Below are 21,629 nucleotides of genomic sequence, written 5' to 3'. Positions count from 1 at the left end.
CGGCGCTCACCAGAGGTGGACCCGCTTCTCGGGAGGAAGGTAGTACTTCGAGGAGGCCGTGACGGCGGGGAACGCGGCGTACCAGCCGTCGTCGTTCCGGACCACGCCGTTCACGCGGAACTCGGGCGGGCTGTGGGGATTGGAGAGGAGCCGCTGCCGGTTCGTGCCCTCCTTCACTTTCGAGCGCCAGCTTTGGGCGTAGCCCAGGTAGAAGCGCTGGTCGCCGGTCAGTCCGTCCCGCACCGGAGCCTCCTGGCCGCCCAGAGAGATCCGGTAGGCCTTATGCGCGATCACGAGTCCCGCGAGGTCGGCGATGTTCTCCCCCAGTGTGAGCTTCCCGTTCACGTGCAGCCCCGGAAGACCCTCGTACTGATCGTACTGGGCGGCGAGCGCGCTCGTCTGGGCGTCGAACCGCTTGCGATCCTCCTCGGTCCACCAGCTGCGCAGCACCCCCGACGCATCGTACTTGGAGCCCTGATCGTCGAACCCATGGCTGATCTCGTGGCCGATCACCGCGCCGATCGCGCCGTAGTTCACCGCGTCGTCGGCCTGGGGATCGAACTGGGGCGCCTGGAGGATTCCCGCCGGGAAGACGATCTCGTTGGCGGTCGAATTGTTGTAGGCGTTCACCGTCGGTGGCGTCATGCCCCACTCCGTCTTGTCCACGGGACCGTCGATCCGCTTGACGTCGCGGTTCCACGCGAACCGGATCGCGTTTTTCACGCTGCCGACCAGGTCTCCGCGGTCGACCGCGAGGGACGAGTAGTCCCGCCACTGGTCCGGATACCCGACCTTGACCGTGAACTTCCGAACCTTCTCCATCGCCTTTTCGCGCGTGGGCTCGGTGAGCCAGGGGAGCGTCTTGAGATCCTCCGTGTAGGCGGCGAGGAGGTTCTTCACGAGGGCCTGGATCTTGGCCTTGGCCTCGGGCGGAAAGTACTTCGCGACGTAGAGCTTGCCCAGCGCCTCCCCCATCCGCGTGTCGAGGAGGCGGGCGCCGCGCGTCTCCCGGTCGAGCTGCTTCGTCCGGCCCCCGAGGGCGGTGCCGTAGAAGTCGAAGTCCGCGTCGTCCACGGCCTGCGGGAGGTACGCCGCGAACGCGTGGAGGTAGCGAACGGTCAGGTAGTCCCGCCAGACCGCGACCGGCGTTGCGGCGAACACCTGGGCGATGGGCGGGAACGCCGACTTCTCGGCGACGACGAGGCGCCGATCTCCCGCCGGTGCGCGCGCCGGGATCCCCGCCGCCTGGAACCAGGCGCTCCAGGGAAAGCCGGGCGCGAGCTTCGCGAGCTCGGGGATGGCCATCGGATTGTAGGTCCGGTCGGCGTCGCGCCGGTCGGCGGCGGGCCAGGACGCGGCCGCGATGTCGTGCTCGGCCGCGAAGATCGCGTCGACCCGGGCCGGGGCGGCGTCCAAGCCGGCGAGGGCAAGCATCCGGGCGAGGTATTTCCTGTACGCCTCGCGCGTCGCGACGATCTCCTTGTCGTCCCGGAGATAGTAGTCGCGGTCGGGCATCCCCAGCCCCGACTGGCCGACGAACACGACGTAGGCGTTCGGGTTCTTGTCGTCCGCGTCGATCCGCATGGAGAAGGGCCCGCCCAGCCGGAGCGAGGGATCGCTCATCAGCGCGACGATCGCCTCGGGCGTATCCGCATGCGCAATGCGAGCGAGGTCGCCGGCTGAGGGGTTCATCCCGGCCGCATCGATCCCCTTCCGGTCCACGAACGCGTCGTAGAGGTCGCGGAGCTTCCTCTCCTCGTCGGTGAGGGTCGGCCGCGCGTGGAGGTCCGCAATGATCGCCTTCATGCGGTCTTCGTTCCGGAGACTCATCTCGAGCCCCGCGCCGGACGACGGGCGGTCCGGTGGAATCGCGGCCGCCTTGAGCCAGCCGCCATTGGCGTAGACGTAGAAGTCGTCGCCCGGGTTGCCGGAGCGGTCCAGGTACTCGAGGTTCAGCCCCCAGGGCGGCACGTCGGGGGCGGCGAGCAGCGGCAGGGGCCGGGCCAGCGGAAACGCTGCCGCCAGGAGCAGGGGAAGGAGCCTCAGTCCGCGCATGGGACGAAAACCGTAGCAGGGTTCCCGCGGCCCATCAAGAACCGAGGCAGACTACTCGTACCGAAGGGCGTCGATCGGGTTGAGCCGCGAGGCGCGGATCGCGGGGAGCATGCCGAAGCCGATCCCCACGGCGGAGCAGAATAGAATTCCGATGAACGCCCATTCCATCGGAACGCGCACGTCGAAGTGGGCGAAGACCGCGACGAGGTTCCCCATCCCGAATCCGGCGAGCACGCCGACCACGCCCCCGATATTGCAGAGGATCACCGCTTCCAGGAGGAATTGCGTGAGGATGCTCGCGGGCTTGGCGCCCAGCGCCTTCCGGATCCCGATCTCGCGGGTCCGTTCGGTCACCGCCACGAGCATGATGTTCATGATGCCGATGCCGGCCACGACCAGCGCGATGATGCCGATCACGAACGCCGCGAGCTTCACCCCCATGCTCATCTTGTTGAACTGGGTGATGAGGCTGGAGCTGCTGAAGAACTCGAAGTTGTCCTCCTGCCCCGGCCTCAACCCCCGGTCGCGCCGCAGCACCTGGCGCGTCTCCTCGATCGCGTCCTGGGTCAGCTCGGGCGTCTTGGCCCGGACGGTGATGTTCACCGACCGGGCGAAGCCGTCGCGCCCGATCAGGCCGTACGTGTTCACGAAGGTCGTGACCGGAATCAGGACGTAGTTGTCGAAGTTTCCGCCGAAAGCCGACTTCTTCTCGTCGAAGACGCCGATCACCTCGTACTTCCGGCCGTCGACGCGGATCTCCTTGCCGATCGGATCGGTGAAGGGATAGAGCTTCTTCGCGATGGCGAAGCCGATCACCGCGACCTTGCGCGCCGCCTTGATGTCGATGGGCGACAGGTTCCGCCCCAGGCCCACGTAGTGCGTGTTGTTGGGCGGGTACTCGGGCGTGCCGCCGCAGATGGAGAGGTTGGGGTTGGTCGTGACCCCATGGTACGAGGCCGCGAAGCCGAAGTCCCAGAGCTCCGAGCCGACCAGGTCGACGCTCGAGACGTGGTCCCGGATGGCGGCGGCGTTCTCCAGCGTGAGCGGCGGGCGCTTCATCGCCTTGCGGCGCTCGGCGGCGCCGTGGAAGCCGCCGGCGGGCCACTTCTGAACCTGGAAGACCTGGGCCCCCAGCACGCTCATCTCGCGCTCCATGGTCCCCTGCACCACCGAGATCGCGGTCATCACCGCGATGATCGACGCGACGCCCGCGACGATGCCGACCAGGGTCAGCGTCGAGCGGAGCTTGTTGCTGACGATGGCCCCCATCGACATGAACAGCGTATCGAGCGCGTGCAGCAAGGAGGGGCCCCGCCGGCGGCTATTCATAGCGGAGCGACTCGATCGGATCGAGCCGCGCTCCCCGGTAGGCCGGCAGCACGCCCGCGAGCACGCCGACCGCGACCGACACGGCGACCGCGATGACGAGGATCGGGACGGAGAGCGAGGCCGGCATCAGGGTGGCGTTGAGCACCGCGGTGAGGAGCGCCGCGAGCAGGATCCCGATCGCGCCTCCCATGAGGCAGATGGCCGAGGACTCGAAGAGGAACTGGAGGAGGATGCTCTTGCGCGTGGCGCCGATCGCCTTGCGCACGCCGATCTCGCGCGTCCGCTCGGTGACCGATACGAACATGATGTTCATGACGCCGACGGCGCCGACGAACAGCGAGATGCTCGTGACGATGAGTCCGACCAAGAGCACGACCCCGATCGTCCGGTTGAAGCCGCCCACCAGCGTGTCCATCTTGTTGATCGAGAAGTTGTCGGGCTGGGTGGGCCGGAGCTTCCGGATCGAGCGCATCTCGCCGATCAACTGATACTCGAGGTCACCCAGCTGCTCCTGGGCCGGCGCCTTCACCGCGATCATCACGTCCTGGTGGCCGTGGTCGCCGCCGAATGCGCGCACATACGTGGTGATCGGAACGTAGATCTGCCGGTCGAAATTAGGCCCGCCACCGATGAAGCTGCCACCCTGCTTCTCCATCAAGCCGATCACCCGGAACCGGCTCCGACCGATCTGGATCTCCTTGTCGAGCGGATTCATGCCCTTGAGGATCCCCCCTGCCACGTCCGTCCCGATGACGCAGACGTTCTTCTTGTACTGGATGTCGAAGGGCATCAGGAAACGGCCCGATTGGGGCTGGGCGCCACCCATGCGCATCTGCTTCTCGGTGGTGCCGACGATCCGCACCCCCTCCATGGTCTCGTCCCGGTACTTGACATCGAACTCGTTCGACAGCGACGGGTTCACGATGGCGCGCCCGCGCAGACTGGTCTCCAGCGCCTGCGCCTCGCGGAGCTCGAGATTGGGGCGGTTCCGATAGAGGAAGAAGTCGTTCATGATGACCCACGGCATGCGCGAGACGTAGAGCACGTCGGCGCCGACCGAGGAGAAGCTCTCCCGGAACTTGTTCTGCAGCCCGTTCGCCGCGGTCATCGTGAGCACGACCGCGACGATTCCGATCACGATGCCGAGGGTGGTGAGGACGCCGCGCGCCTTGTTGGCCCGGATGGCCCGGATCGCGATGTGGAACGACTCGCCGAGGCCGAGGTTCGATCTCATCCCGCCAGGACCTCGGCGCGCGCTTCGACGTTCGACGCGCGCGGGGGCGGCGCCGGGCCGCGGCCCTTGCCGGAGGACCCGCTCGCCACGTCGCTCTCGATCTTGCCGTCGCGGAGGCGCACGGTCCGATGGGCGCGCTCGGCGATGTACTCCTCGTGCGTGACCACGATGATGGTCTGGCCCGCCGCGTGCAGCTCGTCGAACATGGCCATGATGTCGTCTCCGGTCTTGCTGTCGAGATTTCCGGTCGGCTCGTCCGCGAGGAGGATCGAGGGGCCCACGACCAGCGCCCGCGCGATCGCCACGCGCTGGCGCTGCCCGCCGGAGAGCTCGTTCGGGCGGTGCTTCATGCGCTCGCCCAATCCGACCTTGGTCAGCGCCTCCTCGGCGCGGGCGCGCCGCTCGGCGCGCGGCACGCCGGCGTAGACCAGCGGAAGCTCCACGTTGTGGAAGATGTTCGCGCGCGGAATCAGGTTGAAGGTCTGGAAGACGAACCCGATCCGTCGATTCCGGATCTCGGCGAGATCGTTCTCGGCCATCGAGGCGACCATCTGCCCCTCCAGGTAGTAGCGCCCCGAGGTCGGCGTGTCCAGGCAGCCGATCAGGTTCATCAAGGTCGACTTCCCGGACCCCGAGGGCCCCATGATCGCCACGTACTCGTTCCGGGCGACGTCCAGCGACACCCCGTCCAGGGCGCGCACCTTCTCGGCGCCCATGTCGTAGGTCTTGACGATGTCCTGGAGCGAAAGGGTGATCCCGTCGGCGGGGGTCATGCCGTTATCCCTGCGAGCCGCGCTGGTCCTGGCTCCGCTCCGGCTTCTTGTTGTTGTTGATGGTCACGACGGCGCCGTTGTCGAGGTCCTTGGAGATCGCGCGATAGCTGCCCGTCACGATCTGGTCCCCCTCCTTGAGCCCGTCCACGATCTCGATCAGGTCGTCGCCCTGGATGCCGGTCTTGACCTGCTTGGCGATCGCCTTGCCGTTCTCGATGCAGAAGACCACCTCGACGAAGCCGTCGTGATCGGGCTTGTAGCGGGTCTCGGCGTCCTTCCGCTTCTGCCCCTTCACCGCGAGCTGGTCCACGCTTCGGGCGGCCACGGCCTGCAGCGGCACGCTGAGTGCGCTGGCGTTGGTCTTCGTGATGATCTCGGCGCTCGCGGTCATCCCCGGGCGAAGCGTCTTGGGCGGGTCGGTGATCGCGATCTTGATCTCGAACTCCGTCTTGGCCTCCGTCGTCCCCTGGGCCGCCGAGATCGCGCTGCTTCCGATCTCGGACACCACCCCGTGGAGCGTCTGGCCGGGCAGCGCGTCCACCTCGATGTCCGCGGGCTGGCCGACGGCGATCGACATGACGTCGTTCTCGTCCACCTTGACCTGCGCTTCCATCGCCGAGAGGTCGGCGACCGTGGCGATGACGTCCTTCTGGAACTGTGAGCCGAGCGCGATCTCCCCCTGCTCCTTGTTGAGCGCGCTGACCGTTCCGGCCATGGGGGCGAAGATGGTGGTCTTGGAGAGGTCGACCCGAGCCTGCTTGAGCGCGGCCCGCGCCTGCGCGACCTGGTCGAGGGCTGCCTTGTAGCGCGCCACGTCGGACTGGTACTCGGCCTGCTTCGCCTCGAAGGCCGAGGGCGACTCCAGCTTGCCGTCGAGGAGCTGCTTGGAGCGCTTGTACTCGCTCTCGGCCCGCACCAGGCTTTCCTTCACCTGGGCCGCGTTCGCCTCGGCGGAGCTCACGCCGGCTTCGGCGTTCTCGACGGCGGCCTGGTAGCGCTCGCGATCGAGCCCGACGAGGAACGTCCCCTTGTTGACCCACTGGCCTTCGACGATGGGTAGCTTGATGATCTTGGCGCTGACGTCGGCACTGATGTCGACCTTGGTCTTGGGCTGGATCTTGCCGGTGGCGCTGACCTTCTGGACGATCTTCCGGCGCTCGACCTTGGCCGTTTGGACCTCCGGCGGCTTGCTCCCGCGGCTCTTCATCGCCACGACGCTGGCGACGACCAGCAGGAGCACGGCGCCCACGGCGATCCAGACGCGCTTGTTCTTCATGGCCCAACGACCTCCAATCTCTTCTGAGTCAACGGCTTCAGGACCTCTGGAACGCGAAAGAAGTACGGCGCTCCGGCGCCGAAGGTTTCGGCGCGGTGGCGGTGTCTGCGGATTTTCCGGTATCCGGCAGCCTGGGGAATTGGATCGGGGGAAGTCTACAACTGGTTGGGAACGATTGGAACGGGGTGCTTCAGAGCCCTCCCCGCAGGGGAGATCTTACGCTCGCGAGAGTTGGTAGCCGGCCCAGATGCCGGCGAAGCCGCCGAGCATCGAGAGCGCGATGGGCCACAACGAGAAGGGATCGGCGCCCCAGAGGCTGGGAACCCAGCCTCCGAGCGCCGACCCCGCGATCATGCCGATGGTGATGAGCGCCTTGCGGTTCACCGCTGGCGGGTGACCGGCTCGTCGTCCGGTTCGTCCGACGTCCCCAGATCCACGTCGTCCACCGGGTCCAGCTTCAGGAGGTCTTCCCGCAGGGGCGCCGAGCCGTGCTGCAGGGCCGCCAGAGCCAGGTCCTCGGCCGGTGGCAGGTCTTGGAGCATGACGAACGCGGCTCCGGCCGCGAACCGGCCGATCGCCTCGCGCGCGGACTGGCCGGACGAGCCGGTGCGCTTCCGCTCCTCGAGCACCTGGGCCAGCGTCACCGCGCTGCCGCACACGGAAGCCCACCGCTTCTCCACGTCGCGCGCGCGGTCGGGATTGGAATTCCGCACCTCTTCGGAGACCAGCGAGTAGGAGGCGGGATCCCCTTCCGGCTGGTACGAGGTCCACACCACCCGCGCCGAGGTGCTCCGATCCAGGTGCCGATGGAGGAGCGACGTCCCGCTCGTGGTCTCGATCACCTCGTAATCGACGCCCGCCGTCACGTCGCGCGTCCGCGAGACGACCTCGATCGGCACGTCCACCCAGCGCGCGATCTCGTGGCCGTCCTTGTCGTGATCCACGACGCGGCGGTAGACCGTGTCCCGGAACAGGTGGAACTGGGTCGACGATTTCACCGGCCCGACCGTTCCCCAAACCACGCGCTGGGCCCCCATGCGCCGCCCCATGCGAAGGGCGTCGTTGCGCGAGAGGTCCTCCAGCTCGGCGACGGTCATCGAGCGTCGCATGGCGTCGCCGCCCAGCACCTTCGTGAACTGCGCGGCGGGAGGCGCCATCTCCTCGGCCAGCTCGTCCTGCCACGCCTGGGCCACCTGCGCGCCGAAGGCCGGATCCTCGGAGGTGGTCCGGAAGGGCGCGAGGGCCACGCGCGTCGTGGCGTCCGCCAGGGTGCGGTCGATCCGCCGGCCCACGTCGCGGTAGTCGTTCACGAAGCGGGAGGCCTCGGTGTACTCCAGGCACGCCTTCTTCGGACGCTTGGACGCGGCCGCTTCCTGCCCGGCCTGGTAGTGGACGCGGGCCGCGGCGCGCCGGAGCGCGTTCTCCTCGGCGGGCCAGCCGGGCCCGACCGGCACGGTGGCGTAGTGCGCGGCGTTCAGCCGGAACTCGGCGAGCTTCAGCACCTCCTCGGCGGCGTTCAGGCTGTCCAGCTGGGCCAGGTCGCGGATCTTCCGCTGCCAGTCCTGGACGATGGCCGTCCCGGCCGCGGCCGCGGCCGATTGCGCCCGCGGATTTCCCGGCTCCTTGTCGAGGGCGCGGGTGGCGAGTTGCCAGGCCTTCCAGGCGTCGCCGCTCGCGAGCTTCTCTTCACTTTTCTGGGACAGCTTGGACGAGCCCGCGCACCCGGCCAGGAGCGCGCCCGTCACGAGGATCGGCAGCCATCGACGGAGCATGAGGAGGTCCCCCTTTCGTCCTGACGGTATCGGCAGGATCGGGACCTTCCTTAATGGGAGGCCGGTGAGCTACTTCCGGAAGAAGACCCCCAGGTAGTAGGGCCAGACCACCAGCGCCAGGACGCCCTTCCAGAAGGCGAGCTTCAGATAGCCGATCGTGAACAGCCAGCCGATGAACCAGAGCGGCCCCAGCGCCGCGCCCGATCCCATCGACTTGCAGGTGACCTTGACCTCATCCATGCCCCGCCCCTTTCCATGGCCGCCCGGCGACCGGCGGCCGGATCTCAGTGATCGACGGAGGCGGCCCGTGCGGCCGGCGCGCCCAGGAAGTCCTCGACCACGCGCACGAACTTCTCGGGCTCCTCGAAGTAGGGCAGGTGTCCGCTCTTCTCGAACACCTGCCAGCCCGAACCGGGGATCGCCTTGTGGATCTTCCATGCCGTGCTCGGGGCGACGTTGATGTCGTAGCGCCCCGTCAGGACCAGCGTCGGCATCGCGAGGGTCGGGAGCACCGGCCACATGTCGTACTTGGCGAGGTCGGCGTTCAGCGCCTCGTTGACCGACCGGCTGTAGTGATAGCGATCCGCGTTCTTCATGAACTCGTCGCGCTTCTGCTCGGAGACGAAGAGCATCCGGAGGTATTCGGCCAGGCTCTGGCGGCCGGAGGCGCTGTCGCCGAGAGCGTCGGCGAAATCCAGCACCCCCTGGCGATCGATCCCTTCCGGGAAGATGTACTTGAAGATGAACTCCGTGTCGGCCCACTTGGGAGCGGCGGAGTCCACGATGAGCAGGTGCGCGACGCGTTGGGGATGCCGGGCCGCGTAGGCCATGACGAGATACCCGCCCCAGGAGTGCCCCAGGAGATCGATCGTCTCGGCGTGCAGCTGCTCGCGCAGCGCGTCCAGATCGGCGATCTGATCGGCAAGGGTGCAGGACTGCTCTTTCGCCAACGCGCCCGACCGGCCGTTCCCCCGCTGGTCATAGAAGACGACGCGCCGCTTTTTCGCGAGCGTGTCCCACGCGTCGGAGCAGAGCACGTAGTTGTGATCGAAACCGGGACCGCCGTTCACCATGACGAGCGGACGGCCGTTCCCGCCGCCGCGGACTTCGTACCAGATCGTGGCGCCGCCGCCGGCGGTGAAGGTCGCTCCCGGGCCCGACGGCGCGGCGGGACCGGCGGCCGCGGGGGTCGCGGCCATCACGAGGGCGGCGCAGGCGACGCCGAGGAACCAGCTGGGGCTGCGGAACATCGAGGACTCCTTTCGGAAGCGGTCGGACGCTGGGGGTCGAGCGCCGAGCCTACGTCCGCCGGATGCCTCGCGCCTATCGGATTTGCGGGAACTGACATCCTCGCAGGGCGCCGAGGCATGGAATTGGCTAGGTGCCGAGGCGGCGCCGGGCAAACGGCCCGGCGGCCACGCTGACTTCATGTTCGCGGCCCCGTGGCGTCGACGCCCGAGGGCAACTTGTAATCGAGTCATCCCATGGTCCTGGTGCAGGCGTTCCTCTCATTCCTCGGACGGTCGGCCGGTAAGGTCCTGAATGCGATCTTCGGCTGGGCCGTGATCGCCCTGTTCGGCCGTACCTCGTCCCGGCAGGAGACGATCCTCTCGGGGGTCGTGGCCATGGCGGTCCTCTGGCCGCTCCTTTTGGTCGGAATCGCCGCGCCCAAGGTCGCCACGTTCCTTCTGGCCTTCATCCCCCTTGCCCGGTCGGTGCCCGATTCCGTCGTGCGCATCGTCTGGATCGCTCTGGCGCTTCTGATCCCTACGATCGTGGGGCTGGTGGTGGCCGCCAAGGCTCCCCCGGGCACGGAGCGCGAGCCGTTCGTGAAGCGGGTGCTTCGCGGATTTCCGCTCACGATCGGCCTCGCCGCCGCGTTCGCCGTGATGTTCCTCACGGTCCCGGCGCTTCGGATCGTCTCCGTGCTGCGCGGGTGGTCGGACGAGCATGTGCCCCTCATCACCGAGGGGGACGAGTACCGGGAGGCCGCCGACCAGATCGACCGCCTGATCGAGGCGAACGATCTCGATGCCGCGCGGGCCGAGCCGCCCTGGTGGATGAAGACGCCGGCCGGGATCCTGCGACGGATGGGCGGCCGGGCGCTGCGAGGGTTCATCCCCCGGGAGCTCGCGCACTGGCGGGGAGCGTCGCTCCAGATCGCCCTCTATCCCAGCGACGCGCTCGTGCGGGGCGACAAGAAACGCGCTTCGTGGACCCACGGCCTGATCGCCGAAACGTTCGCGCGGGGGCCGGGACTCCAGACGTTCGATCCGGACGCCCAGGAGCTCGAGCGCCAGGTGCATCGCGTGTGGCGGGTCTACGAGAACGAGCCCGAGGCGCACCAGGACTCGCGCGTGCTCCTGGCGCGCGTCCGCGAGGCGGGCCGCGATCTGGGGACGCTCGACGTTCCCTACGAGCAGTGGCAGGTCGTTTATCGAAAAATCGTGCAGCTCGCCCGCGCGATCGAGGGGGAGCCGCAACTCTTGCAGGCCGCCGCATCGGCGGAGGGAGGATCCATGAATTCGAAACGTGTGGAGGACGCGGCGCCGGAACCGCGCCCGCTCGAGTCGGCGTCGACCGGCGAGCTTCTCGGGCAGTTCTTCCGGCAGACGTCGGAGCTGTTGAGGAAGGAGCTGGAGCTGGCCAAGGCGGAGGTGAACGCCAGCGTGAAATCGGGCGTAACCATGATCGTGGGATTCGCGGTCGCGGCTCTGTTCGGCCTGCTCGGACTGGGCCTCCTCTCCGCCGCGGCGGTGCTGGGGCTGGCGACCAGCATGGCGCCGTGGATGGCGGCCCTGATCGTGGGCGTCGCGATGCTGGCGATCGCCGGGATCGCCGCCGCCGTCGCGCGGTCGAAGCGCGTCAAGAATCCCCTGGAACGGACCCAGAAGACCCTGAAGGAGGACGTGCAATGGGCCAAGGAACGCATGGCGTGAAGGCCTCGCCCGAGGAGCTGAAGCGCGAGGTGGAGGCGATCCGGGAGGAGATGACGCCGGTGCTCGACGAGCTGGATCACCGGCGGCACGAGATGACCGATTGGAAGCTGCAGCTGCGCCGCCGCGGTCCCGCCCTCCTCGGGGTGGTCGCGGGGATCGCGGCCGTGGTCATCACCCTGAAGATGGTGAAGCGGCGCCTATCTCGATCGTGACGATGCGGACCGGCGACTCCCCCGGCTGCGTGCGCCGGAGCAGGGGAAGCGACACGTTGTAGACGGGGATGCCGGCGCTGGTCCGCCCCTCGGGCCGTCCATGGTGGGCGTGCCCGTGGAATACGGCCGACACCTGCATGCGGTTGAGCGGCTCCTCGAGCCGGCTGCTGCCCAGGAAGGGATGGATCTCCGCGGGCTCTCCCTCCACCGTCTCGACGATGGGAGCGTAGTGGAGGAGGGCCACGCGCGTCTCGGCCCGGAGCTGGGCGAGGGCGGCGCCCAGCTTCAGCGACTCCTCGACCGCCTCGCGGACGAACTGCTTGACCACCGGCTCGCCCCAGGGCTCGAGCACCCGGCGGCCGAACCCGGATGCGAACCCCTTCACCCCGGCGAAGCCCACGCCGCGAATCTCCACGGCGTCCCCGTCCAGGACCTGGACGGGAGAATCCTTGAGCGCCCGCTTGATCTCCTCCTGCTGGTCGGAATGGAAGTCGTGGTTCCCGAGGACCGCCAGGATCGGAATCTGGATTCGGGACAGGAGCTTCGCCAGCTCGACCGCTTCGTCGACCAGCCCGTGGTGCGTCAGGTCGCCGCAGATCAGCAGTACGTCAGCCTGCTCGACCGCTCTCGCCAGCGCTGGCACGGTGGATGCGTCACTGGAATGTGGATAGTGGATGTCCGCCACCGCCGCGATTCGCAGCCGCGCCGGTTCTCGGCCGTCAGTCATCGGATCCTCCTCGCTTCCCCACCCTGGAGCCGTCCTCCGAGCCATGCAGAAAACGCGCCCGAAATCCGTCTCCTTCTATGCGGCGGTCCTCAACTCGATGTGCGAATCGCAGATCCCGTTCCTCATCGGAGGAGGGTACGCCCTGAAGCGCCATACCGGAACGGGCCGCCCCACGCGCGACCTCGACATCTTCGTTCTCCCGGCCGACGCGGAGCGGGTGCTGCAGCACTTCGCGGAGCTGGGGTACCGGACCGAGATGACCTTCCCCCATTGGCTGGGCAAGATTTACAAGGGGAAGGCTTACGTGGACGTCATCTTCAGCTCCGGAAACGGCGTGGCGATGGTCGACGAGGCGTGGTTCGAGCACGCGTCGGAAGACGAGGTGCTGGGACACCGCGTGAAGATCTCCCCCGCCGAGGAGATGATCTGGTCGAAGGCGTTTCTGATGGAGCGCGACCGCTACGACGGCGCGGACGTGGCGCATCTGATCCTCGCGCGCGGCGCCGACCTCGACTGGCAGCGGCTCCTGCAGCGCTTCCGCGACTACCCGCTGGTGCTGCTGGCCCACCTCACGCTCTTCCTCTTCGCATTCCCCTCCGCTCGAGACCGGGTGCCTTCGTGGGTCTGGGAATACCTCCTCTCCGACCTGGAGCGGGCGCGCCGCGGATCGGGGGAGGAGGACCGGGTCTGCCGGGGAACGCTCCTGTCCCGCGAGCAATACCTCGAGGCTCTCGCGCGCGGATATCGCGACGCGCGGCTCCCTCCGGAGGGTCGGATGCGTCCGGAGGACGTCGTCACCTGGACGCGCGCCGCGCAGGCGAATCGGGAGGCGCAGGAGCGGAAATCGCCCTAGGGAGTGGGCGCGGCGCGCCGCGGGAGCGTACAATTCCGCCCTCATGGAACCTCCCCCCGCATCCGACCAGGGCTGTCTCTACAGCCTCCTCATCGTTCCTCGCGAGCGGCACGAGTCGATCCTCGAGACCTTCGTGGCACCCCTAGCCGCCAGCATCCAGAACCACCCCGACCTCGATTCCCTCTTCTTCGTCCGCTTCTCCGAGCCGGAGTGGCAGCTTCGGTTCCGCGTCCTGGGGCGCCGCTCGTGGGTCGAGGGGGACCTGCGCGCGGACGTCGAGCGCCGGGTGCGCGAGCTCGAGTCGGACGGCACGATCGAGCGCCACGAGTTCCAGCGCTACGACCGCGAGCTCGATCGCTACGGTGGAGAGACCGGCATGGCGCTCGCCGAGAAGCTCTTCCACGTCGACTCGCTCGCCTGTCTCGATCTCGTGCGGATCGACCGCGCCGGCCTCCTGAAGAAATCGCGCCGCGAGCTGGCGATGGCGCTGGTCGACCGCTTCATGGATCTCGCGGAGCTCTCGGCGCGGGAGCGCATCGACTTCTACAAGTACGGCTACGGCTGGGCGCTCGAGCTGAAGACGTGGGAGGCGGAGGAGCTGTCGGCGCTGGAGACCCGCTTCCAGGCGCTCCGCCCCGGATTGGAGAGGCTCTTCTTCGGCGATGCGGCCGAGGACCCCGCGCGATTCTATGGCGGAGCCGAAGCCGCCGCCGTCGCGGCCCGGTTCCTCGAGCAGGCGCGACCGATCGTGGAGTCGATCCTGCGCGAGCATCGCGCGGGCCGCATCCGGCAAAGCCTGGTCCATCTCCTCTGGTCCTACACGCACATGATGACGAACCGCCTCGGCGTGGAGGCGGTCCCCGAGGCGATCCTCCGCTTCTTCATGGCCCGCATGCTCGAGGAGCGCGCCAAGACCGCCGCCTGACCGCGATGACGCACACGGCTCCCCTGCTGATCGTCCGCGTGGCCGGCCTGCCGTTCGAGGCGCTGGCCCCGCTGCGCGGCGAGGAGGCGAGCGCCGCCGCCGGAGCGCTGCTGGACGGACTGGAATCGCGCGCGGCCGATGCGGAGCGCCTCTCGGCGCTCCTCTACGAGGCGGCCGGGGCGGGGGTCGCGCCGGAGCTGGCCGGGGCCCGGGGCGCCGTGCTCCGACTGCGCCGCGCGATCCACCACGGGCGGGCCCTGTCCGAGGGGGACCTCGCAAAGGCGGCGCCCCTTCTCTCCGCGGAGCTCGGCTCGAGGATGCGCGCGCATCGGGACGCGGCGTGCGCGGTCGAGCGGGCCCGCGCCGAATACGCGGCCGCCTATGCCAGGTGCGAGGCGGGCGGACGCGCGGCGATCGCCGCGGCGGCGCGCGATCCCTTCGTTCGCGCGGGCCTTCGCCTCGCGGCGCGCGAGCTTTTGGGGCGGGCCGACGCTCTCGCGGGCTCGTGGGGCCAGCGCGAACGCCACGCCGCCTCCAAGGTGCTCGCCTACCTGGGGCGCTTCGCCGCGAAGACCAGCCCCAACGGCCTCTTCTGCGCCACGGGCATCGGCCGTCTGGGCGATGCGCCGGCTGGAGTGCGGGACGGGCGAGCGGTCGCGCGGCTCGACTTCGCCCTGCACGTCGGCGAGGCGCGGACGATCACGGCGTGCCTCGCGGTTTCGCCCGGAGCGGCCGCGGCGATCTTCCCGCGCGCCAATCCGACGCTGCGCCGCGAGGGCGATCGCTGGACGCTCTGGCGGCCGGCCAGCCCGCGCCGCGAGAACGACGACGAGGTCCGTCTCGAGATCAAGGACCACCCGGTGCTGCGGATGTTCCTGGAGGAGGCGACCGGACGCATCCCCGCCGGGCGCGTGATCGAGACGGTCTCCGCCCGCGTCGGCCAGGACACCGCACCCTTCTACGCGAAGCTCGTGGAGCGCGGGGTGCTGATCGCCGAGGTGGAGATCCCCTGGAGCGAGCGGCGGCCGCTCCGCGCGCTCGCCGCGCGCTGCCCGGGCGCGCCCTGGGCCGGCGAGCTCCTCGCGATCGAGGCGGAGGTGGACGCGCTGGCGCAGGCGCCGATCTCCGAGATCCCGGCACGGATCGACCGCGTCGCCTCGCGTCTCGAGGCCCTGCCCCACGCCCGTCCGCTCTCGGGCGACGATCTCGTCCGCTGCGATGCCGCGACGGGATTCGAGGCATCGCTTCCCGCGGCGCTGCTCGCCGGTCTCGAGCGACTCCTCCCGCTCTACGCGCGGTTCTACGGCGCGATCTATCCGGAGCGGCTGACGCGCGAGACCTTCGCCGCCCGGTTCCTGAAGCGCTACCCGCCCGACGCGCCGATCCCGGTGCTCGACTTCTATCATGGCCTGTTCGAGCCCGCCGCGCAGGCGCCGCTCTCCGCCTTCGTCTCCGCGGCGTCCGGCCGATCCGATTCCCCGCGGCGCGAGGCCGCCGGGCGCGCGTTCGAGCGCGCGCGTGATTTCTTCGCCGAGCGGGCGAGGCGGGCCGAGGCGGCCGGCGCCGACGAAGTCCTCCTGTCCGAAGCGGACTGGATCGAGATCGCCGGCGACGCCCCCGAGCCGCGATTCTCCTGCGCGGCGCTGTTCCAGGTGGCGGCACCCTCGGCTGCGTCGGCCGCGGACCGCGCGGCGCGGGTCTGTCTGAACGCGCTCTTCCCCGGCGCGGGCCTTTCGGTGGCGCGGCTGGCCCACCTGCACCGGCCGGCCGTCGAGGGGGAGGAGAATCCGATCGTGCGCGTCCTGGAGGAGGGATGGGCGCGGCGAGCCCGCCCCGGGTCCGCGTTCGCCGAGGTGACCTTCATGCACGGCGGGCGCACCGCCAACGCGGGGCTCCGCCCGCCGCTCTTTCCCCTGGAGATCGAGCTGCCGGGCGATCGCGCGACCGAGGGGCGCGAGGCGATTCCGCTCGCCGACCTCACGGCGACGTGGGACTCCGCCGCCGGCCGCTTCCACCTGCGCTCCGTCTCCCGCGGGATCGAGATCGTCCCCGTGATCTCGAGCGGCATCAATCCGGAGGGGTTCGTCTCCTTCCTCACGATGGTCGGGGGACAAGACCTGCAGCCGCTCGGCCTCTTGCCGGGATTCGACCACCCCGAAGTGAGGCGCTGGCCGCGCTTCCGATTCGAAAACGTGATCCTGTTCCGGAGGCGATGGGCGTTCGAGGCGTCCGAGCTGCCCGGTGGAACGACGGCGGAGGAGCGTTTCCTCGAGACGCAGCGCTGGCGGCGAGCGCACGGGCTGCCCGCCGATCTGTTCGTCCACACCGATGCCGAGCCCAAGCCGTTCTACGCCAACCTGGACGCGCCCCTGTTCGTGGATCTCATGCGCCGCTCGTTTCCGCGGGCGGCGCGGGTCCACGTCACGGAGATGCTCCCCGGCCCCGCCGACCTATGGATGGCCGGCACGCCGAGCGGCGGTCGGCACGCCACAGAATTCCTGGCGCACATCGACAACCTGGATCCCGCGACGAGTGGCACCGAATGAGCCCGCGCGGCGCTCCGGAGGATGGAGGCGGCGCGCGCGCCGCGCTGAGCCGCCCCGATTTCCGCCGCCTCTGGATCGCCCACGGAGTGTCCCAGGCCGGGGACGGCCTCACCTGGCTCGCGCTGGTCCTGACCGTGAACCGGCTGACCGGATCGGCCGCGATGATCGCGACCCTCTCGGTCGTCCTCACCGTTCCGCAGCTGGGCCTCGGCCTCTTCGCCGGGGTGATGGCCGACCGCTGGGACCGGCGCCGCACGATGATCGTCGCCGACCTTGCGCGCGGGGCCCTGGTGCTCGGATTTCTCCTGATCCGCGATCCCGGCGATCTCTGGCTCCTCTACCTGCTCGGATTCCTCCAGGCGATCGTCGGCGTGTTCTTCAATCCCGCGCGCGCCGCGCTCACCCCTGGGCTGGTGGCGCCCGCCGAGCTCCTCGGCGCCAACTCCCTCCTTCAGACGACGCAGGTCGTGGGCGGCCTGATCGGGACCGCGCTCGCCGGCGTGCTGGTGCCGCTCGCGGGAAGCGGCTGGCCGGCGTTCGTGCTGGACGCGGCGAGCTTCCTCGTCTCGGCCGGATGCGTCGCGGGAATCCGCGCCGGCGGGATCGCCGCCACGCGCGCGGATGCGCCCTCCATCGAAGAGGGCCGCGGCATCCTGCGGGAGCTCCTCGACGGGCTGGGCCTGGTGTTCGGCTCCCGCGTGCTCCTCGCGGTCCTGATTTCGTTCGCCGTCGCCTCGCTCGGGACGGGCGCGGTTTCCGTGCTCTTCGTCCCCTTCCTGGTGAATACGCTCCACGTCCCCGCGGCCTCGGTGGCGCTGGCCAGGGGGGCGCAGGTCGCGGGACTTCTGCTCGGCGGCGCGTGGGCGGCGCGAAGCGGCCTGTCGCGTTCGAGCGCGCTCCTCGTGGGCGGTGGCCTCGCCGGCATCGGACTGGCCACGGTGCTCCTGGGCGTAGCCCCCGATCTCGCCTTCGTCCTCGCCTGCCTCCTCCTTCTCGGGCTCTTCGCCATGCCGATGCAGTCGGCGACCAACGCCATTCTCCAGCGCCGCACGCCCAACTCCTTGCTGGGACGCGTCGAGTCGGCGGTCGACACGATGCTACTGGCGGTGATGATGGTCTCGATGGGATGGGCCGGGCTCGTGGCCGACCGCGTGGGGATACGCGAGGTCTTCTTCGTGGCGGGAGCCCTCTGCGTGGCGGGCGGGGCCGTCGGGTGGGTCATGTTGACACGCGCCCTGGCCGCCGAGCCCGACGCCGATGATCGAACCGCGGAAACAGGCTGGAACGGCCTCTCGCGCCGGGAGTAAGATTCGGGCCCGCGGGTAATTCGACCCGCTCTTCCAATCCACCTAGGCAGGAGGCTCCCCATGAATGAGAACCTGGATCTGGAAGTCGTGGAAGTGGAAAGCGGCCCGAAGCCGGGATGCACCGGCTCTTCGAGCACCTCGCCGCGCTGCACGTGCCCCGTTCTGGTGACTCCGGAAGATTCCGAGGAGAACTGAGGCGGGCGGTTCCCTTCCGCAGTAGGTGAAGGGCGGTACGGCCATCGGGTCGCACCGCCCTTCGTACGTTTCCCGCCGCTACAACTCCTCCTCGCCCGCAGCCGCCTCCGTGTCCGCCTCGTCGCGCAGCGAATCCACCGCGGCCAGCAGCGCCACCCGCCGATGGGGCGGAACGAAGAAGCCGAGAGCGAGGCCGCAAGCGAATCCGCCGATGTGGGCGTGAACGTCGGCGTGGACCAGCGTGGGGAGGAAGACGAGGAGGAAGAGGGGGACGTAGACCCGCCAGACTTTCCACCGCTGCGCGTAGTTGAACGAGCGCCGCCTGCGGATGAGGAACGACACCGTGCAGCCGACCAGCCCCATGATCGCCCCGGAGGCGCCGATGCTGAGCGGCGGCGCGCCGTGCCCCGTGTAGGAGATCCAGGCGGCGCCGAGCCCGGTGAGGAAATAGAGGGCGACCGCCCATCCTCCTCCCATCAGGAATTCCACGGCTCCCGCCGCGGCGACCAGCGCCAGCAGGTTGCTCGTGAGGTGCCCCGGTCCCGCGTGGAGGAAGAGCGTCGGCAGGAGCCAGCCGTAGGCGCCGTGCGCGTGCACGTCGATCCAGCGCTCCCCCGCCCATGCGCGCAGGGCATAGGGGTAGCTGGATCCCAGGAGCGCGAAGAGGACCGCCGCGACGGTCACGTTGGCCGCGAGCAGGAGCTCGGTGGCGGAGACGCCACGCTTCGGGAAGAGGAGGCCCCGGACGCTGACGGTGGGAGGCTCGCTCATGCTCGTCGTCTCCGCCGCGCCGGCGGGGATCGCACGGAGGGATCAGGCGCCCGCGAGCGCCTGGCGCAGGTCCTCGATCAGATCGTCGGGGTGCTCCAGGCCGATCGAGAGCCGCAGGAGATCGTCGGGAGTCGTGGTGTCCGGACTCTCGACGGAGACGCGGTGCTCGAGGAGGCTCTCGAAGCTGCCGAGGCTCGTCGCGTTCCGGAAGAGGCGGACCCCCCGCGCCGCGCGAAGCGCTCCCTCGCGCCCTCCGGCGACCCGCAGCGACATCATCGCGCCGAAGCCGCTCATCTGGCGCCTGGCAATCTCATGACCCGGGTTCGATGCGAGGCCCGGGTAGTGCACCGACCGAAGGCCCGGATGCCCCTCCAGCGCGAGCGCGAGCGCGAGCGCGCTCGCGGCCTGCCGCTCCACGCGGCACGCCAGGGTGCGCAGGCCGCGCAGCACCATCCAGGAGGCGAACGGCGAGGCGATCGGCCCCAGGATGTGGCGGTGGTGCTGCACGCGCGCGACCGTGTCGTCGCGCGACCGGAAGACGAGCGCGCCCCCCAGGATGTCGCCGTGTCCGCCGAGATACTTCGTGGTCGAATGGAGCACGACGTCGGCGCCCAGCTCGAGCGGCCGCTGCAGCGCGGGAGTCGCGAAGGTGCCGTCCACGAGGAGCCGGGCCTTCGCGCGGGCCGACTCGGCCGCGAGCGCGCGCAGGTCGAGCACCTGCATCAGGGGGTTCGTCGGGGTCTCCGCCCAGAAGAGCCGCGTGTTCGGCCGGACGGCCGCGCGCACGGCACCGAGGTCGGTCATGTCGACCGACGAGGCTTCCAGCCCCCATCGCGGCAGGTACTCCTGGGCCATGGTCCGGAACGCGTAGTAGATATCGCGATGGAACAGCACGTGCGCGCCGGGATCGAGCGCCTGGAGGTACGCGCCCCCCGCGGCGACGCCCGAGGCAAAGACCAGCGCCGCTTCCCCTCCTTCGATCTCCGCGAGCGCCGCCTCGAGGCGCGCCTGCGTGGGATTGGACTCGCGGATGTAGATGTGCCCGGCGCGCGCCTCGCCGGCCGGGCCGTGCTCGAACGTGGTGGAAAGATGAACGGGCGGAGCGAGGGCGCCCGTCTCGGCATCGGGCTCTCCCCCGGCATGGACCGCCCGCGTCTCGAAGCGCATCACCCCACGCTGATCGGAAGGGCCGTGTTGTGTGTTTTCAGATAGGCGTTCGGGTCGTGGTACAGGGAACCCTCCGGGAGATGGGGCCAGAGCGGCCCCAGGTCCCGCTTGATCCGTTCCACGTAGAATTGAGGCAGCTTCTCGCTCTGTCCCGTGAAATAGGGCAGGAACGACGGGTCGGCGTCCAGGAGCTCGCGCACGCGCGAGTGATACCGGATCCGCCCGAAACCCTCCGTGGAGATGGCGCGCACCACGTTCATCCACTTGGGAATCGGCTCCTTCGTGCCCCGGAAGCGCCTGGCGATCGAGCGCCAGGAGAAGCTGTACTTGGTGAGGTCGATCACGCGGTCGTAGAACTCCCGCCACTGGTAGTTCTTCGGCTGGACGTTCATCGCGTGGTTGTTGTTCAGGAAGTGGAACGGAAAGCCGGAGACGCGCCCGGCCCGCTGCAGTTCGAGGTTGAGCGGAGCCGCCTTTCCGAACGCGGTGAGCAGCGAGTAGCCCGGAAACGCGCCCGGCGTCATGTCGATGAACCGCTTGGTCAGCTCGAACGGCTCATCCCCCTCGTCCATGTCGAGGCCGAGGACGAAATTGGTCTGCACGTAGGGGATGTAGCGGAGCACCGTATTCACGTGCGCCGAGACCTGCTGCACCTTGTCCATGCCGCTGATCTTGCTGCCGGTGCCGGCCTTGTTCCCCAGCGAGTACCAGGACTCGATCCCGGGCAGGATCGCCTTGAAGCTGTTGTGCTTCATGCGGACCAGGTGCGGCTCCGACAGGAGCGAGAGGCTGCTCTCGGCGAGAAAATCGATGCTGCCCGGAGGCACCGCCTCTTCGATCGTGTTGATGTAGTCGTTGAACCGCACCCCGAAGTTGGGATCGTGCCACCCCACGCGCGGGTGCTTCATCTTGGTCCGGAGGAAGCGCAGGTCCTGCTTGATCTGCTCGAAGCCGAGCGGCTGATACTCCACCGTCGAATCGATGCAGAAGGGGCAGGTGTAGGGACAGCCGAGGCTGCCGATCATCGGAACGATCTTGAAGGTGGGCGCCTTCCGGAGCGTCGGCTCGATGAACTTCCACCGCTCCTGGACGCCCGGGAGCGTCGCCGGGTGCTTCTTCGCGTCGAGCAGGACGCCCAGCGGCCGGTGCGGCGCGCAGTCGGTGAGCGCCGACCGGACGGTCTCCTTGTCGGTGAACCCGAAGACGTAGTCGAAGTATTTCCGGGCGTCCTCGGGATAGCAGCGCGCGTGGGGCCCGCCGAGGGCGGTGACCGCGCCGCGCGCGCGGAGCTGGTTGCTCAAGGCGTAGGCGAACTGCGCCGCCTGCGAGAAGGCGCTGATGAACACCAGGTCGATGTCCGCGGGGATCAGCTCATCGAGATCCTCGAATCCGGTGTAGCAGGTGAGGTGGACCTCATGGCCTTCCTCCTCGCACCAGACCGCGATGACCTGGGGCATGATGCTCGCCAGGTTGGCGTGCATGATGCGCGCGTAGAGAGCCCGGGTCGGTGCCCGGGCGACGATGTCGAGTACGGCTATGCGTAATTTC

20 protein-coding genes are annotated in these 21,629 nt (G+C 69.2%); 7 read left to right on the top strand and 13 right to left on the bottom strand.

Translation table 11 applies throughout. The features are described 5' to 3' along the window. Window positions 1-6 precede the first annotated feature (6 nt). The 9 genes from VE326_05135 to VE326_05095 form a co-directional block, all read right to left on the bottom strand. Window positions 7-2,055 carry a M13 family metallopeptidase gene (locus tag VE326_05135; protein HYJ32583.1) on the bottom strand — a complete coding sequence of 683 codons (2,049 nt, stop codon included), beginning with the start codon at window positions 2,053-2,055 and terminating at the stop codon, window positions 7-9. A gap of 51 nt (window positions 2,056-2,106) precedes the next feature. Then, window positions 2,107-3,384 carry an ABC transporter permease gene (locus VE326_05130; protein ID HYJ32582.1) on the bottom strand — a complete coding sequence of 426 codons (1,278 nt, stop codon included), beginning with the start codon at window positions 3,382-3,384 and terminating at the stop codon, window positions 2,107-2,109. Beyond that, entirely contained in the window at window positions 3,377-4,618 is a 1,242-nt protein-coding gene (locus VE326_05125; protein HYJ32581.1) for an ABC transporter permease, read from the bottom strand. The genes VE326_05130 and VE326_05125 overlap by 8 nt, the downstream gene beginning before the upstream one ends. Beyond that, window positions 4,615-5,391, bottom strand: a complete 777-nt coding sequence (locus VE326_05120; protein HYJ32580.1) for an ABC transporter ATP-binding protein — start codon at window positions 5,389-5,391, stop codon at window positions 4,615-4,617. The genes VE326_05125 and VE326_05120 overlap by 4 nt, the downstream gene beginning before the upstream one ends. 4 nt (window positions 5,392-5,395) lie before the next feature. Then, window positions 5,396-6,667, bottom strand: a complete 1,272-nt coding sequence (locus VE326_05115; protein HYJ32579.1) for an efflux RND transporter periplasmic adaptor subunit — start codon at window positions 6,665-6,667, stop codon at window positions 5,396-5,398. A gap of 216 nt (window positions 6,668-6,883) precedes the next feature. Further along, window positions 6,884-7,051: a hypothetical protein gene (locus VE326_05110; GenBank protein HYJ32578.1), complete on the bottom strand. Its 168-nt coding sequence runs from the start codon at window positions 7,049-7,051 to the stop codon at window positions 6,884-6,886. After that, a complete protein-coding gene (locus VE326_05105) occupies window positions 7,048-8,439 on the bottom strand; it encodes a hypothetical protein (GenBank protein HYJ32577.1) in 1,392 nt (463 codons plus the stop codon). The genes VE326_05110 and VE326_05105 overlap by 4 nt, the downstream gene beginning before the upstream one ends. Before the next feature lie 69 nt (window positions 8,440-8,508). Further along, window positions 8,509-8,679: a hypothetical protein gene (locus VE326_05100; protein ID HYJ32576.1), complete on the bottom strand. Its 171-nt coding sequence runs from the start codon at window positions 8,677-8,679 to the stop codon at window positions 8,509-8,511. Between the two features lie 44 nt (window positions 8,680-8,723). Continuing rightward, on the bottom strand, window positions 8,724-9,689 hold the full coding sequence (locus tag VE326_05095) for an alpha/beta fold hydrolase (GenBank protein HYJ32575.1): 966 nt from the start codon (window positions 9,687-9,689) through the stop codon (window positions 8,724-8,726). 234 nt (window positions 9,690-9,923) lie between these two features. Here VE326_05095 and VE326_05090 point away from each other — a divergent pair, with 234 nt between their 5' ends. Both VE326_05090 and VE326_05085 read left to right on the top strand, forming a co-directional pair. Further along, window positions 9,924-11,378: a phage holin family protein gene (locus tag VE326_05090; GenBank protein ID HYJ32574.1), complete on the top strand. Its 1,455-nt coding sequence runs from the start codon at window positions 9,924-9,926 to the stop codon at window positions 11,376-11,378. Next, window positions 11,354-11,590, top strand: coding sequence for a hypothetical protein (locus tag VE326_05085; GenBank protein ID HYJ32573.1), 237 nt, complete (start codon window positions 11,354-11,356; stop codon window positions 11,588-11,590). The genes VE326_05090 and VE326_05085 overlap by 25 nt, the downstream gene beginning before the upstream one ends. Here VE326_05085 and VE326_05080 read toward each other — a convergent pair. Then, window positions 11,550-12,317: a metallophosphoesterase gene (locus tag VE326_05080; GenBank protein ID HYJ32572.1), complete on the bottom strand. Its 768-nt coding sequence runs from the start codon at window positions 12,315-12,317 to the stop codon at window positions 11,550-11,552. The two genes, VE326_05085 and VE326_05080, sit on opposite strands and share 41 nt — an antisense overlap. Window positions 12,318-12,360: 43 nt before the next feature. Here VE326_05080 and VE326_05075 point away from each other — a divergent pair, with 43 nt between their 5' ends. The 5 genes from VE326_05075 to VE326_05055 are packed head-to-tail and all read left to right on the top strand — an operon-like array spanning window position 12,361 to window position 18,143. After that, entirely contained in the window at window positions 12,361-13,170 is an 810-nt protein-coding gene (locus VE326_05075) for a hypothetical protein (GenBank protein ID HYJ32571.1), read from the top strand. A gap of 43 nt (window positions 13,171-13,213) precedes the next feature. Next, window positions 13,214-14,095, top strand: coding sequence for a thiopeptide-type bacteriocin biosynthesis protein (locus VE326_05070; protein ID HYJ32570.1), 882 nt, complete (start codon window positions 13,214-13,216; stop codon window positions 14,093-14,095). Between the two features lie 5 nt (window positions 14,096-14,100). Then, complete coding sequence (locus tag VE326_05065; protein ID HYJ32569.1) at window positions 14,101-16,641, top strand: lantibiotic dehydratase; 2,541 nt, start codon at window positions 14,101-14,103, stop codon at window positions 16,639-16,641. Continuing rightward, window positions 16,638-17,948 carry an MFS transporter gene (locus VE326_05060; protein HYJ32568.1) on the top strand — a complete coding sequence of 437 codons (1,311 nt, stop codon included), beginning with the start codon at window positions 16,638-16,640 and terminating at the stop codon, window positions 17,946-17,948. The genes VE326_05065 and VE326_05060 overlap by 4 nt, the downstream gene beginning before the upstream one ends. Before the next feature lie 60 nt (window positions 17,949-18,008). After that, on the top strand, window positions 18,009-18,143 hold the full coding sequence (locus tag VE326_05055; GenBank protein ID HYJ32567.1) for a hypothetical protein: 135 nt from the start codon (window positions 18,009-18,011) through the stop codon (window positions 18,141-18,143). 78 nt (window positions 18,144-18,221) lie between these two features. Here the strand turns inward: VE326_05055 and VE326_05050 are convergent, their stop codons facing one another. Genes VE326_05050 through VE326_05040 form a run of 3 tightly spaced genes read right to left on the bottom strand, consistent with a single transcriptional unit; the run spans window position 18,222 to window position 21,562 of the window. Then, a complete protein-coding gene (locus tag VE326_05050) occupies window positions 18,222-18,914 on the bottom strand; it encodes a rhomboid family intramembrane serine protease (protein HYJ32566.1) in 693 nt (230 codons plus the stop codon). A gap of 42 nt (window positions 18,915-18,956) precedes the next feature. Continuing rightward, window positions 18,957-20,081, bottom strand: a complete 1,125-nt coding sequence (locus VE326_05045) for a PLP-dependent transferase (GenBank protein ID HYJ32565.1) — start codon at window positions 20,079-20,081, stop codon at window positions 18,957-18,959. Next, the gene (locus VE326_05040) at window positions 20,081-21,562 is read right to left on the bottom strand and encodes a radical SAM protein (GenBank protein HYJ32564.1); all 1,482 of its coding nucleotides are present in this window, start codon (window positions 21,560-21,562) and stop codon (window positions 20,081-20,083) included. The genes VE326_05045 and VE326_05040 overlap by 1 nt, the downstream gene beginning before the upstream one ends. Window positions 21,563-21,629 lie beyond the last annotated feature (67 nt).

The sequence above is a fragment of the Candidatus Binatia bacterium genome (assembly GCA_035631035.1).
Lineage (GTDB): Bacteria > Eisenbacteria > RBG-16-71-46 > SZUA-252 > SZUA-252 > DASQJL01.
Note: the sequence above shows the minus strand (reverse complement) of the source record. Positions and strands in the feature narration are given on the sequence as shown.